The following is a 13893-nucleotide window of genomic DNA, read 5'->3' on the forward strand; positions in this document are numbered from 1 at the left end:
GACTCTGCACGGCTGGTTTTGAGTTTGTCCGATAGCAAGCAAACCCAAACATAAGGTTGAACGAATCAGCCTTATGTTCAGGTTCGTGCGCTGCAGGCCTCGCTGCGTTTTGCCTTGGGAAAAGGTTGCTTTACCTCAAGACGCAAAACTCAGCGTTTATTGCCTCTTGCTATCGGAAGCCCTCTGCTCTCTTGAAGAGGCCGGCTCTTTGTCCATGCGCCGCGCGATGACATCAAGAACGTCGCATCCGTCGCGCAGCGGGATACAGCAGAGCAAAGCGAAGTCACTGAGGATTACAGAGTCGGTATTGATGTCACCACGCATCGCGAGATTTTCCAGAATTTGGGTGACGGCACCAATTCTATAGCTGGCGGTGCTGAGTAGAGAATGGAGCGGCTGCGTGGTATTCACGTAAAGCGAAGGCAGGTCGTCGGCGTTGCTTGTTAAAGCCATGTATTCATTCATGAGTAAATCTCCACTATTTAGAGGTTTACCAACCAATCGTCGCCAAACGAAGGGGTGGCAACTGTACGCAGGTTGGCGAACCGGAGTGGAAGCCGGCAGACCCGAAGGTCTCCCGCGCACAGCTGCCATTACGACAACTCTGCGCATGCAAAAACGCCTGCAACGAAGCAAACGCTTTTGCATTCCACTGCGGGTCGCCAAACCCGGACGCCATGTGGGCGACGGGCGGACTATAAGTCGCGTCGTGAGTGTTTGCAAGGTTCGGCAGCAGTCGCCGGCAACGTGCGGGCCGCGCGGCAGAGGGACCGCAAAAATGAAGAGTTCAGCAAGATGAACTTGGTAGTGCACATGACCCCGGAGTGAAATCACCTGCAGCTAGTTATCCGAGTAATTGCTTTAGTGGAATAGGCAGCTTGGCCGCTCAGCCGCACATCGCAACCAGCTAAACTAGCTTGGGAGCCCAGACACATGGAACAGGAGCAAGTGCATGTCGAGTAAAGACGATAGGGACAACCGCTCTAACCAGCTAAATCCAAATAATTCAGCTTACGCGAGCTCGCGCTGCACCCAATCATCATCTTACGACGATGACGACGACTCGTGCGCGCCTCCTTACTCCCCCGATTACCGCTACATCACGCAGCGGCCCATCATCCGCAAGACCGGGCAGTATGGGGTTGGAGTGGTGAACCAGCAGGGTCACGCCAGATTCTTCACTTTTACACTGGAGGCAAGCCGGGAAAATTTCTTCCATGGTGCCGAGCAGACGGTGGTCTCAGACCTAGAGATCTATTTTGAGAGTTTCACTGACCATCTTCGCTGGATGTTCTCTCAGCATTTCAAAGGCTATCCAGCCCTGTTCTGTCTGTTTGACGGAACGACAAGTTGCCTACCTTGGCATGTACCGCTCGACCTTCAAAACCCCAGCCAGATGTGCGGATTCCTAGCAACCTGCAGCAAGGATGTGCGAAAGGATGCTGACCCAGAGAAAGTTATCGAGAGCCTGCGGACGGTACTTCGGCTACCTTTCGAGGACTGGGGATCGTTCAGAGTAGAAAACCGTAATGTATCAACTTTGAAATTTACCTACGAGGAGCGAAGCAAGACCGCAATCATGGGCAAGCTTTGAGGAAAATTTCGCCTTCCTGTGCTCCATGCCGGAAACTACACATGCCCAACCTATTGATTTTACATGGATATAATCCTTTTAGAGGATGACAAAAAATCCGCTTTTTTGTGCTTATGCAAACGGTAAACCGTGGTCTGCAACGGAAGTTTTGCGCACAGGATTGCCGGAACTCAGTCGAGCATGCGCACTTTACTACGCTGCGAATTTCCCCTGTTGCGCTGCTGCCATTCGCAAAGGAATTGCGATGCCAAACTCAGACCTGTTCCCTTCCTTGCTCTGCAAAATCAATGAACACTAGCTCGCCCTGGAGGCCGCCTTTATCCACCTCACGCTTTGGGTCGAATAGCGCGGTTCATCAGAAGTTGATGGCAATGTGCGTGGCGCCCTGCCGACGATCGACAGGAATGAAGAGTTCGTCAAGATGACATTGGCCGTACTCATGCCCCTCGAATGACTGCAACCTGTGAAAAGCGGTCTTTCTCGACGGCCCATTTAATATGTGCGGGCGACCCCTCAATGCAAGAGCTCACAATTGTTCCAGTAAGGCAAACCACCTATTGATAGTGCACCCAACAATGTTTTGGTCAGTTCAACATCACACGTACTCGGAAATACCAGCGTGCGCCTGAGCTTACATGCGGTGATGTTCCAGCAAAAAGTCCACGAACAAGCGCACCCGCGCCGGCATTGCCGCGCCGCCAACGAACACCGCATGAATCGGTTCCTGATCCCCGGGATTCCAGGCCTCCAGCAGCGCAATCAACTCGCCGCGCTGCAGATCCTCGCGCACGCTGAATTCACCGATACGGGCAATGCCCGCGCCTACTCGTGCGAGCTGTGCCAGCGCCTCGCCACTGCTGCATTCGATGTTGCCGCTGACCTTCAGGGAAAACTCTTTTCCATCGCCGATGAACGGCCAGTTGGACTCGGCACGCCGAAAGTTGAAGCGCAGGCAGTTGTGCTTTAGCAGGTCTTCCGGTTCCTGAGGGATACCGTGGCGCTGGAGATACTCGGGCGACGCCACCACGACCTGGCCGGTGTAGCCGATCCGGCGCGCGGTCAGCGGGCTGTCGGGCAGATGGCCAAAGCGCACCGCGACGTCGGCCTGCCCGCCGAGAATGTCGACCACTTCGTCGCCAAGGGTGAGGTCGACGACGATGTTCGGGTAACGGGCGCTGAACGCTGCGACCAAGGGCACGATGGCGAGCCGCCCATGACCGAGGGCGGCACTGATCCGTAATCGCCCCTTGGGTACGCCTTGATCGGCGATGGCTTCTTCGACTTCGGCCATGTCGGCCAGGATACGTCGAGCGCCGCGCAGGAAAGCCTCGCCCTCGGCGGTGAAGGTGATCGCTCGGGTGGTGCGCAACAGCAGGCGGGTGCCAAGACGTTGCTCGGTACGCGCGATGATCCGACTGACTGCCGAAGGTGTCAGCCCCAAGGCCCGTGCGGCGGCCGATAGGCTGCCTTCCTGCGCCACGGTGGCGAACACGTCCATTTCTCCTGACCTGCCATTGAAGTCCATTTGTGCCCCTTACGCAAAGGTGATTGCCAGAAATGACGTCTAGCGCCTCAAAAGCTTGGATCGTAGCATCAGCGGCATAGATAAGGAGCCTTCCATGCGTATCAATCCACCACTTGTCGCACTCGCCATCGGTGCTTTTGGCATCGGCGTAACAGAATTTGCCCCCATGGGCATGTTGCCGAATATCGCCGCCGATCTGGGCGTTTCAATTCCCGCCGCCGGTTTGCTGGTCAGTGCTTATGCGCTGGGCGTATTGCTTGGCGCGCCGCTGATGACCTTGACCACCGGGAGAATTCCCCGGCGCTATCTGCTGATCGGGCTTATGGCGATTTTCACCTTGGGTAATCTGATGTCAGCCTTGGCCACCGATTACTACAGCCTCATGGTCGCCAGGGTGGTGACCTCACTGAACCATGGCGCATTCTTCGGCGTTGGCTCCATCGTCGCGGCCAGCGTAGTCGCCCCGCAGAAACGTGCCGGGGCGGTTGCTGCAATGTTCATGGGCCTGACGTTGGCGACCATCGGCGGTGTGCCGTTGGCCGCCTGGTTTGGCGAATTGTACGGGTGGCGCACCGCTTTCTGGGGCATTACCGGCCTGGGCGTGATGACCATGGCCGCGCTGTGGTTCGCCCTGCCCAATGTGCGGGCGCCGCAAAGCGTCGGGGTGATGGCGGAGATTCGGGTATTGGCGCGCGGCCCGGTGCTGGGGGCGTTGGCGCTCACCGTCGTCGGTTCGAGTGCGATGTTTACCGTCTTCACCTACATCGCGCCGATTCTCAGCAACGAGACCCATGCGTCCACCGCCTACATCACCGCCATGCTGGTGCTATTCGGTGTAGGGTTGACGCTGGGCAACATGTGGGGCGGCAAAGCCGCAGACCACTCGATAGATCGCACCCTGATCATCTCGCTGAGCGTGCTGATTCTCGTCTTGCTGGCGTTCACCCTACTGATGCGTTGGCCGCTGCCGGCTGCCGTCGCCATCCTGATATGGGGTATCGCCAGCTTTGCCCTGGTGCCACCGCTGCAAATGCGCGTCATGGAGGCGGCCAAGGACGCGCCCAATCTAGCCTCGGCAGTGAACATCGGCGCCTTCAACTTCGGCAATGCGATTGGCGCGGCGCTGGGCGGCGCGGTGATCAATAGCGGGCTGGGTTATCCGGCGATTTCCCTGGCCGGTGCGGCAATGGCGGGCCTGGGATTGCTGATGGTGCTGGTGTTTGCCTGGCGCTCCAGGTCGATTGCAGCTGCGGTGGTGTAACGATGATGCCAGGGGACTGTTAGTCACCCTTGATGAATGACCGTCGAGACTCTCGGGAAGTAAGGTGCCTTGGCCTCGATGTTCACGCTGAACAAGGCGCTTGGTGGGCGATCCTTGCGATGAAATCCTCAGAAATCATCGCAAGGCTTTGCGGGCTGGATAGATACTCAATCGTAGACTTATTGAACCAGCTGCCGGATCCCTAGAGACAAAATCAAACCACCGCATAATCGATCAATAGCTTTTTTCCTCCTTCGATACGCTGAAGCGATCTCAGGTTGCGAAAGAGCGATTGCGACCACTCCATACCAAGTCATCGAAACCACCACTACGACTGCCAGCATCGACAAAAACGTGCTTGGCGAAACGTGAGTGGGGGCGGCCGCTGAGAAAATAGCGGCATAGAAGGCCATGGATTTAGGATTGCCAATGTTCGTAACGACCCCTTGGATGAATGACTGCCGAACGTTTCCGACGGCGGCATTATTAGAGGGGGCAAGCGAGCTCTTCCCGGCCTTGAGCAGCAGTCGGAATCCAAACCACATCAGATAGGCTGCCCCCAGCACTTTTACGATTAGCGCCGCCCAAGGGAACGCAGCAAACACAACGCCGATACCCGCGATTGCACAGGTGGCCCAGAACAAATTGACCAATACGATGCCTGCGACCAAGGCCAAAGCTTCTGACCGCGTAGCAGCTACCGCTTTGTGGACTACTGCAACGAAATTTGGCCCTGGAATAACGACACCGGCCAGGTAAACCAAAAAGACTGTCAAAACGGCGGGACCATCGATCATGTGCATTCCTTTGCGAGTGTTGTGGCTGGGGACGGACATCATTCAGTTCAAGGCCATCCGCGGCTTCGTACAACGAAATAAAAATTCGATACAGGGCTTTTGAGCGTAGTTGTGTTTTTACACGCTGGGCCACTCAAAGAAATGAGGTTAGTAGCTTTTCACATTTTAATCGGACAAATCGGGCTGGGTGTTTTTGGGGATGGCAACGAAAAATACCGTGCCCAAGGTCCACATGGACGTAGGTTTCGGTCGAGTGTATCGAGTGCCTGCTTGGGCCGAATTCAGCGCTGCCGACCGGCAGCTTCGGGTCGATTCTGTTGAAAAATTCGGTCTGCCCAACTGCCTGATCATTGACTGATGAAAACGCCTTTTTCGCACGCTGCTACGTGAAATCCACCGAAAGACATCCCCCTCAAACGCACGATACCTTCCACAGTTGGTCCAGCTTGGTGGTATAGCTCTGGCTCATCATTTCGCGGCGCATGCCCCAGTCTGGATTGGTGGGTACACTGGCTGCGCGCAGTGTCCCCCTACCCCACCGCCCGTTTATCTCGTCCAGCACTGCCATCACTCTTGTTGCCTCAGCCGACTGGGAAATGGCGAACAGATCATCGGAGTACTCGCCTGGCTGGCAAAGATTCAGTAACAGCACTTCGGCTTTGCTGTAATTGAAGCCCGGGCGAAACACTCTATCGAGCGCGTGGACGGCAGCCTTGGTCAGCAGGCGTACGTCATCCGTCGGATAGGGTAAATCCACTATCACGCCGTTCGCATATTTGGCCTCTTCAGGATTGAACATCCCGGTTCGAATGCTGACCCTGATTTTCTTGCACAGCGACTTCTGGGCTCGCAGTTTCTCAGATGCCCTCATCATGTAAGTGGCCACGGCCTCCTTGATGGGCGGTAATTCCTTCAACCGTTTTCCGAACATCCGACTGCAGCAGATCTCCTGCTTCGGCGGGTCTGGCTCATCCAGCTCCAAGCAAGCAGTACCAGCCAGCTCCCTGGCGGTTTTCTCGACCACTACACTGAAGTTTTTGCGTAAAGACCACGCATCAGCCTTTGCCAAGTCCATAGCGGTTTTGATGCCCAAGGCGTCCAAGTGCACTTTCATGCGCCTGCCTACCCCCAAACTTCGGCCACGTCCGTGTTGCGCAACACCCAGTCGCGTTTGACCTGGTCGCAAATATTCACAACACCGCCAGTCTGGGCCTGCAAACGTTTTGCTGTGTGATTGGCCAGCTTGGCCAGGGTCTTGGTAGGAGCGATGCCCACGCCGACGGGAATGCCGGTGCATCGCAGTACCCGGCTGCGGATCTGGCGCCCGAGCGCATCCAGCCCTTCGATGCCGGTGAGATCGGCGAACGCCTCGTCGATGCTGTAAACCTCAACCGCAGGGACCATCGATTCAATCAACGTCATCACTCGCTCACTCATGTCTCCATAAAGCGCGTAGTTGGACGAGAACGCGACGATGCCGTGGTGCCGCAGCTTCTCTTTGATCTGGAAATACGGTTCACCCATCTTCACGAAAGGCTTGGCATCGTAGCTACGAGCAATCACGCAACCGTCGTTGTTTGAAAGCACCACGATCGGAACTTTGGCGAGGTCCGGACGAAATACCCGTTCGCAGCTGGCATAGAAGCTGTTGCAATCGATCAGCCCAAAAACCGGCGTTGGCTTAGACATGGCTGCGGACGCTGCAGGTGATCACGCCCCAGATAGAGAGCTCGTCACCCTCGAGTACATACCGCGGGGGGTATTTGGGGTTTTCAGACAACAGGATCACGTCCTTGCCCCTGATGCACAGACGCTTGCAGACCGGGTCATTGTTCAACAGTGCCACAACGATGTTGCCGTGGGCTGGTTCAAGCGAGCGATCCACTACCCCCAAATCGCCGTCGAAAATTCCAGCTCCCTGCATGCTGTCCCCGGTAATCGATACCAGGTAGACGTGTGGCGCACGGATGTTCATCACCTCATCCAGCGATATGTGCGCCTCGATGTGGTCAGCCGCCGGCGAAGGAAAGCCGGCCGGGACCTGGAACAGGCAACGTGGCAATTTCCTGCCGCCACCGGCAATAGGGCCTAGAAGTGAAAAGCTCATGACGCACGATTCCGATACTGTACATATATACAGTTAACTTGATTCATGTGCAGCGGTCAATTTCAGCTGCCGAGCGGGCTAAGGAAATGACTGATATATGTACCTAACAGTGCCGCCTTCAACGCTTCGGGTATCACGGTACGTCCTGAAGAAGACAAGTTGGCCCAGCTTCAGCGCCTGTTTCGCGCCAGTAGCCCATGCCGGTTCTAGGAACTCTGGACGAAGGTTGAGGAACGGCATTTGACGCGAGCATTCAAGGACGCCCGTTAGGCGGCGGAATGCTACGAGGGATGGAGGGAGAGGAGATGCCAGGCTGCCATGAAGTACGAGTACTGTCGCTGCACCTGTACAAACAAGCCGGAAAGGATAGGCAGAAAATTGCGGAGCATGCGAGCGAGGGCATGACCAGAAACTACCAACGCGATCACGAAGAAATCATCTGGTCTGAGGCAATTCCTGACCTGAATATCAGCGAAAACACCGGGTAGTTTTGCGCGGGTTTTGCGCAGGCACAAAAAAGCCGATCCAAGTGATCGGCTTAAATGTCTGATTTTAATCAGGAATTATGGTCGGGACGGAGTGATTCGAACACTCGACCCCTAGCACCCCATCTCCTTTTTCATACTTCTTGAAAGACTCCAAAATTTTACTCTGGATTTTTCTAAGCTAGTATTTACTTGAGCTCCAGCGGTGTTCGGCTCTACGAGAGTCCAGGAACGTCCATCAAGAGCCGACGTTTTTGTGGGGGTAAAAGTAGGGGAGTCCGTTTCATGGCCAAAATCACCATCAAAGAACTCGAGTCGCTGACCGCCAATGACGCCGGCCGGATCCTCAGGGAGGATGGCAATCTGGCTGGTCGAATCTCAGTCCGCAAGGACGGCGTGTCGAGTCAGCTTTTTCTATCGGTATCGCTGGGGTGACCAGAACAAAGAGTACTCCTGCGGGTCCTGGCCGCGCAAATCTCTGACTGACATCCGTAAAGCACGCAACCAGGCCCGGGCGCTCATCGATGAGCAAATCAATCCCAACGAGCAAAAGAAAACCGCCAAGGCACAGGCATACGCCGCTGCTAACGTAGAGGCCGAACAAGTAAAAACGACGAAGGTGCAAACGCTGACCGTCCAAGATCTGGCCAAGGCGTGGCTGTTGGATGGCGTGGCGCGCAAAGACGGCAATGTTGAATTGCAGCGCCGTTTTAACAAGGACCTATACCCGGCGCTCGGCAAGACATCGGTGAGCAGTGTGTCCGAGCACGATGTTCGGGCATTGATCCGGGTGGTCGTCAGCCGCGGTGCTCACCGGCAAGCCATCAGCTTTTTCGCCGACCTCACCCAGATGTTCAGCTGGGCCAGAAAGCGCCAACCTTGGCGGGCCTTGTTGATCGAGGGCGATCCGACGGAACTGGTCGACATCACCCCATTGATTCCTGCTGACTACGAGGCGGAACGAAGCAGGATCCTTTCGGCCACAGAGCTGCTGGAACTGCATAACCGCTTCCAACAAATGACCGCCGATTACAACGCACCTCCCCGCCGGTCAAAAAGTACGAGGGCATTCGACCGTTAAAGAAAGAAACCCAACTCGCGCTCTGGATCGGCCTGGGTACGCTGTGCCGGATTGGCGAGTTACTGCAGAATCGAATGGAAAAATGTCGATCTGGACCAGCAGACGTGGTTCCTCCCCAGTGAAAACGTCAAAGGCACTCGCGGCAAGAAACAGGACTACCATGTCTTCCTCTCCCCCTTCGCCCTGCATTTCTTTCAGGAACTGAAGACCCTAACGGGACATTCCCAATGGTGCTTTCCGAACAAGCTCGATGATGGGCATGTGGACGTAAAAGTGGTGAGTAAACAGGTCGGCGATCGCCAGGCGCGGTTCAAAAACCGCAGAGGCCTCTCCAGACGGCGTCATGACGATACGCTGGTCCTTGCCGACGGCCAGAACGGTGACTGGACACCGCATGACCTACGCCGTACAGGCGCGACCATGATGCAGGCCTTGGGTATCAGCCTGGACGTCATCGATCGCTGCCAAAACCATGTGCTAGCCGGCTCCCGAGTGAGGCGCCACTACCTGCATCACGACTATGCCGAAGAGAAGAAACGCGCCTGGAACCTGCTGGGCGATCGGCTCGGTGCGGTGTTGTCCTCAACCTACGAGCACACACCGACCGAGTCGATGATGTCTTTTCCAGCCTACACCGCCGCTGAATCCTTGCCGCCTTCTTAAGAAGGATTCTTTAGTGCTGAGTCCTCATAGCTTCGTAGACATCTCCGAGCGATTTCTTCAGCTCGATTTCAACCCGTCATGATCGGCAGTAATCGGCCGATTCTGTTGAAAAAGTAGCTCCCCTGTCTGGCCTGCGGCAAAATCTCTGCATTGGCCAGCAGGGAAGCACACAGCATGATGGGACAGTTATCGAGTGGGCAGGATCGGCTGTTTTACTCGTTCAACCTTGAAGATCACATTCCAGCCAATCACCTTCTGCGCAGCATTGATCGGTGTCTCGATCTGAGCGACCTGCGCCATTACCTCGCCGATTTTTATAGCCCGATCGGGCGTCCGTCGATTGATCCTGAACTGATGATTCGCATGCTGATCGTGGGCTATTGCTACGGCATTCGCTCAGAGCGGCGGTTGTGCGAAGAGGCCCATTTGAACCTGGCGTATCGCTGGTTCTGCCGGTTAAGCCTTGAAGATGAAGTCCCCAACCACTCGACCTTTTCCAAAAATAGACACGGCCGTTTTCGGGACAGCGATCTCTTTCGCTGGCTGTTCAATGAAGTGCTGCGTCGTTGCATGGACGCAGGCTTGGTCAAAGGTGAAGGCTTTGCCGTAGACGCCAGCATCATCAAAGCGGATGCCAGCCGGCAGCGCGGTGTACCGGGTGATGAACAGGTCAATTGGAGCGATCCGGCCCTGAGCACCCGCGCCGTGCGTGAGTATCTTGAGGCACTCGATGAAGAGGCTCTGGCCGAAACGCTACCGAAGCGCCTATCGCTGACTGATCCTCAAGCCCGCTGGACCGCAGCTCCAGGTGGCCCAGCGTTCTACGCTTACTCCACGAATTATCTGATCGATACCGAGCACGGCGTGATCATAGATGTGGAACCCACACCGGCTCATCGAACCGCAGAAGTCGAGAGCACCAAGACGATGATCGATCGGGTCGAAGCGCAGTTCGACATCAAACCGGAGCGCCTCATTGGCGACACCGCTTACGGTACCGCGCCGATGCTGGCCTGGATGGTGGAGGAAAAAGACATCGAGCCGCATGTGCCGGTGTGGGACAAAACTGAGCGCAAGAACGACAGCTTCTCGAGTAACGATTTCTACTGGAATGAAGAGGCTGAGGAATACCGCTGCCCGGCCGGCAACGCATTGCGTAGCGAATGGCGAGCCTTTAAGAACGAGCGTTCGCACGTCACAAAAGCCAACACCACGATTATGAAAAGCCTCTGAGACTGATTCAACCGCCAGAAAAAGGCCCTTGAAATTGATGTGGTGCAACCCATATTCGAGATCGGTCTGAGAGGAGGGGTGACCTGCCGAGTGCGTCGTCCCACCGATAGACACTGTCCATGAGCATTTGCATGAGCACTCGAGGATTCCCCTGCAAGGATTGAGATTGTATCGTTCGCGATTCGACACCAGACTGCTTTTTGCACTGCTCAGAGTGGTACCCAAAATCGTATCGGATGTGGAGACGAGTCGTGTCAAAGCTTCATTCTGAAAAGCGTGAGAGCAACTCGACGCTTAAAAATTTCAGGCTTCAGTGGGCACTGATGAGTGCATACGAGCGTTTCGAACAAGTGGTCGTTCTTGCGCTAAGTCTCATCATCGCGTCTGTAATCATAATGGCGTTGCTACAGCTCTGCCGAAGGGTGTTGCCGCTCCTAATTGATGGTGCGCTGGATCCTTTAGACCACAATGTTTTTCAGGCCCTTTTCGGCTCAATGTTCACCGTGCTCATTGCTCTTGAGTTCAAGCATTCAATTGTTCGTCCGGCTCTAAGGCGCGACAGCATCGTTCAAGTTCGGACGGTGCTGTTGATAGCGTTGCTAGCGCTCAGTAGGAAGTTCGTCATTTTGGATTCAGCAACCACACCTGCGCTTACTATTGCCGCGTTAGGCTTCGCTACGTTGGTGCTCGGAGTCGTCTGCTGGCTATTGAGAGAACGTGAGGATGGACGCAGCGAGGAAATGAGCACTCCCCCTCAAAATCATACCTGAGTGCTCGAGCCCATTCCGGAGCCGACTGTGCTCAGTAGTGACGGATGATATGAGCAAGCGATGACGCCGGCGTACCTCATCCTTTTAAACTCATTAGGAGGACGGTGGTCAACCGATCACATATCGAAGATGCGTTCAATGGCGTTAAGAGGATCGAATGGAAAACTACCACATTACTAAGGCTGACAAGAACTGGACACTACTCAAGGAAGGGTCGATAGCTGTCGTTGTCGACAGACTGCTATCGGCTGAGCGGTCATACCCCGTGTAGCAGTTGTCAGGACTGCATAATCGAACATCCAATGTTGGTCTATGGCAACCACAAACGAGGCCAAGTGCATACTCGTCCTCGCCTCATCCTGCGCTCACGCAAGCGCACGGCGAGTGCCCCATGCTCTCTTCCTCGCACTCTGACTACAGGGTAGCTGGCGCACTCAAAGCATACACCCAAGCAAGGCAGCATTCTGCTGGAGCACCGGCAGGCATTGATCGCGTAATTCCTGAAGAGTCAAACGTGCGGTAAATGTGCTGACACTCATGGCGGCGACCACTTTACCTTGGGCATTTCTCACCGGCACCGCCATTGAACGCATCCCCAGCTCGAGCTCTTCATCGGTAAAAGCAAACCCTTCGATCCGTGCCTGCTCGATCCTGTCCATGATCACTTTCGGGTCGACGATCATGTGAGCCGTGGTCGGTGACGGAGGATTAGTCAGGTAGCGGCGGATTTCTTCGTCGCTCGACCCCGCCAACAAGACCTGCCCCGTTGCCGAGCCATAGGCCGGTAGACGTGCACCAAGGCGTACGCCGGTAGTCACGACTTTTGCCGTCTCAGCACGGGCGACGAATACCGACCAGCCATCTTCGAATACTGCCAAGGAAATCGATTCCCCGAGCGCTTCACGGGCCGACGCCAAATATGGCTGGGCCAGTTGCGGTAGCGGCGCTGCATCCAGATACGCCGCACCGAGTCGCAAGAACCGAGGCGTAGGTCTGAAGTGCTTGCCGTCATGGGTCAGATACCCCAGATCCACCAGTGTGAGCAGGCATCGGCGGGCAGCGGCACGGGTGGTGTCGGTCAGTGCCGCCGCGTCCGATACCGTCAATTGCGAGTGCTCCAAACCAAACACTTCGATGATTGCCAGGCCCTTTGCCAGACCCGACATACCTTCTGGCGCGCGCACAGCTACGCCATCAGCGGACGTATTTTTCTTGACAACCATAATTGTCCAACGCTCTAATTGTTCGAGAAATGAAACAATGTTCGCTATTCGAACAAAAATAAAACCTCATGTCAACCATGTGCGTGTCGGAAAGAACATTTTTCTGCAGCCATGAGGACCTGATCCGGGAGAAAAAATGAACATCATTACTGATCGAGTACCTGAAAACCCGCTGTGGCCCGATGGATTGACCCGTGTGCCCTACTGGGCTTTTCAGAGCGCTGCTGTGTACAAGGATGAACAGACGCGGCTGTTCCAGGGGCCGCACTGGAATTATCTGTGCCTCGAGGCTGAGATTCCCGAGCCCGGCGACTTTAAGACCAGTTTCATTGGCGAGACCTCGATTGTCGTAACCCGCGACAGCGACGGCGAACTCTATGCCTTCGAGAATCGTTGCGCGCATCGTGGCGCCCTCCTTGCCCTGGAGGACAGTGGTAAAGCTAAAGACTTCACCTGCGTGTATCACGCCTGGAGTTACAACCTGCAAGGCGATCTGACCGGCATCGCTTTCAAGGATGGCATCAAGGGCAATGGCGGCATGGCGCCTTCGTTCTGCATGGAACAACACGGCCCGCGCAAGCTGCGCGTAGCGACTGTTCACGGCTTGGTGTTCGGCAGCTTCAGCGATGACGTGCCCGATATCGAAGAGTACCTGGGCGAGGAAATCCTCAGCCGTATTGAACGGGTTCTCGGCGGACGCAAGCCAGTGGTTCTGGGCCGTTTCACCCAGATGTTGCCCAACAACTGGAAGCTGTATATCGAGAACGTCAAAGACTCGTACCACGCCAGTATCCTGCATCTGTTTTTCACCACCTTCGAGATCAATCGCCTGTCCCAGCGCGGCGCGATCATCGTTGATGAAAGCGGCGGACATCACGTCAGCTATTCAGCCATCGACCGCGAAGCCGAACGTCAGGCCGAGCGCGATGCCTCCTATGCAGAACAAAGCATCCGCTCCGACAGCGCCTATCAGTTGCAGGACCCCTCTTTGCTCGAAGGCTTCAGTGAAGTCGGTGATGACGTCACGCTGCAAATCCTGTCGATCTTCCCCTGCTTCGTACTGCAACAGATCCAGAATTCGGTCGCAGTTCGCCAAGTGCTGCCACGGGGCGTGGAAACGACTCAGCTCAACTGGACCTACCTGGGCTTTGAAG

Annotated in this window: 10 protein-coding genes and 5 pseudogenes; 9 read left to right on the plus strand and 6 right to left on the minus strand. The window is 55.6% G+C overall.

The features are described 5' to 3' along the window. Positions 1 to 156 precede the first annotated feature (156 nt). Positions 157 to 465, minus strand: coding sequence for a short-chain dehydrogenase (locus JFT80_RS12495; RefSeq protein ID WP_201148071.1), 309 nt, complete (start codon positions 463 to 465; stop codon positions 157 to 159). Positions 466 to 952: 487 nt separating this feature from the next. Here JFT80_RS12495 and JFT80_RS12500 point away from each other — a divergent pair, with 487 nt between their 5' ends. Then, positions 953 to 1594 carry a hypothetical protein gene (locus tag JFT80_RS12500; protein WP_201148081.1) on the plus strand — a complete coding sequence of 214 codons (642 nt, stop codon included), beginning with the start codon at positions 953 to 955 and terminating at the stop codon, positions 1592 to 1594. 244 nt (positions 1595 to 1838) lie between these two features. Then, positions 1839 to 2048 (plus strand): annotated as a pseudogene (locus JFT80_RS24265) (hypothetical protein). Between the two features lie 177 nt (positions 2049 to 2225). Here JFT80_RS24265 and JFT80_RS12505 read toward each other — a convergent pair. Then, a complete protein-coding gene (locus tag JFT80_RS12505; RefSeq protein WP_201148072.1) occupies positions 2226 to 3119 on the minus strand; it encodes a LysR family transcriptional regulator in 894 nt (297 codons plus the stop codon). A gap of 94 nt (positions 3120 to 3213) precedes the next feature. On the opposite strand from JFT80_RS12505, the gene JFT80_RS12510 reads away from it, so the two are divergent. Continuing rightward, on the plus strand, positions 3214 to 4380 hold the full coding sequence (locus JFT80_RS12510; RefSeq protein ID WP_201148073.1) for an MFS transporter: 1167 nt from the start codon (positions 3214 to 3216) through the stop codon (positions 4378 to 4380). A gap of 179 nt (positions 4381 to 4559) precedes the next feature. Here JFT80_RS12510 and JFT80_RS12515 read toward each other — a convergent pair whose 3' ends face one another. Continuing rightward, the gene (locus JFT80_RS12515; RefSeq protein WP_201148074.1) at positions 4560 to 5177 is read right to left on the minus strand and encodes a LysE family translocator; all 618 of its coding nucleotides are present in this window, start codon (positions 5175 to 5177) and stop codon (positions 4560 to 4562) included. Between the two features lie 199 nt (positions 5178 to 5376). Between JFT80_RS12515 and JFT80_RS12520 the strand changes: the two genes are divergently transcribed. Beyond that, on the plus strand, positions 5377 to 5535 hold the full coding sequence (locus JFT80_RS12520) for a hypothetical protein (protein WP_201148075.1): 159 nt from the start codon (positions 5377 to 5379) through the stop codon (positions 5533 to 5535). Positions 5536 to 5589: 54 nt separating this feature from the next. On the opposite strand, the pseudogene umuC reads toward JFT80_RS12520, so the two are convergent. Together umuC and JFT80_RS12530 are read right to left on the minus strand one after the other, a co-directional pair. Further along, positions 5590 to 6866: pseudogene (umuC, locus tag JFT80_RS12525) on the minus strand (translesion error-prone DNA polymerase V subunit UmuC). Beyond that, positions 6859 to 7284, minus strand: coding sequence for a LexA family transcriptional regulator (locus JFT80_RS12530; RefSeq protein WP_201148076.1), 426 nt, complete (start codon positions 7282 to 7284; stop codon positions 6859 to 6861). Before JFT80_RS12530 ends, umuC begins: the two are co-directional and overlap by 8 nt. A 216-nt stretch (positions 7285 to 7500) precedes the next feature. Between JFT80_RS12530 and JFT80_RS24270 the strand changes: the two are divergent. The 4 genes and pseudogenes from JFT80_RS24270 to JFT80_RS12545 all read left to right on the plus strand — a co-directional run. Continuing rightward, a pseudogene (locus tag JFT80_RS24270) lies at positions 7501 to 7772 on the plus strand (integrase); the annotation flags it as partial. Positions 7773 to 8054: 282 nt separating this feature from the next. Further along, positions 8055 to 9513: pseudogene (locus tag JFT80_RS12535) on the plus strand (tyrosine-type recombinase/integrase). Positions 9514 to 9687: 174 nt separating this feature from the next. After that, a pseudogene (locus JFT80_RS12540) lies at positions 9688 to 10740 on the plus strand (transposase); the annotation flags it as partial. Positions 10741 to 10982: 242 nt separating this feature from the next. Further along, a complete protein-coding gene (locus JFT80_RS12545) occupies positions 10983 to 11516 on the plus strand; it encodes a phosphate-starvation-inducible PsiE family protein (RefSeq protein WP_274610189.1) in 534 nt (177 codons plus the stop codon). A gap of 434 nt (positions 11517 to 11950) precedes the next feature. Here the strand turns inward: JFT80_RS12545 and JFT80_RS12550 are convergent, their stop codons facing one another. Further along, positions 11951 to 12700, minus strand: coding sequence for an IclR family transcriptional regulator C-terminal domain-containing protein (locus JFT80_RS12550; RefSeq protein WP_307833084.1), 750 nt, complete (start codon positions 12698 to 12700; stop codon positions 11951 to 11953). A gap of 175 nt (positions 12701 to 12875) precedes the next feature. Here JFT80_RS12550 and JFT80_RS12555 point away from each other — a divergent pair. Beyond that, positions 12876 to 13893 (plus strand): Rieske 2Fe-2S domain-containing protein (locus JFT80_RS12555; RefSeq protein WP_201148078.1); only part of this gene is annotated, 1018 nt, incomplete at its 3' end.

Source organism: Pseudomonas sp. TH10, assembly GCF_016651255.1.
Classification (GTDB): domain Bacteria; phylum Pseudomonadota; class Gammaproteobacteria; order Pseudomonadales; family Pseudomonadaceae; genus Aquipseudomonas.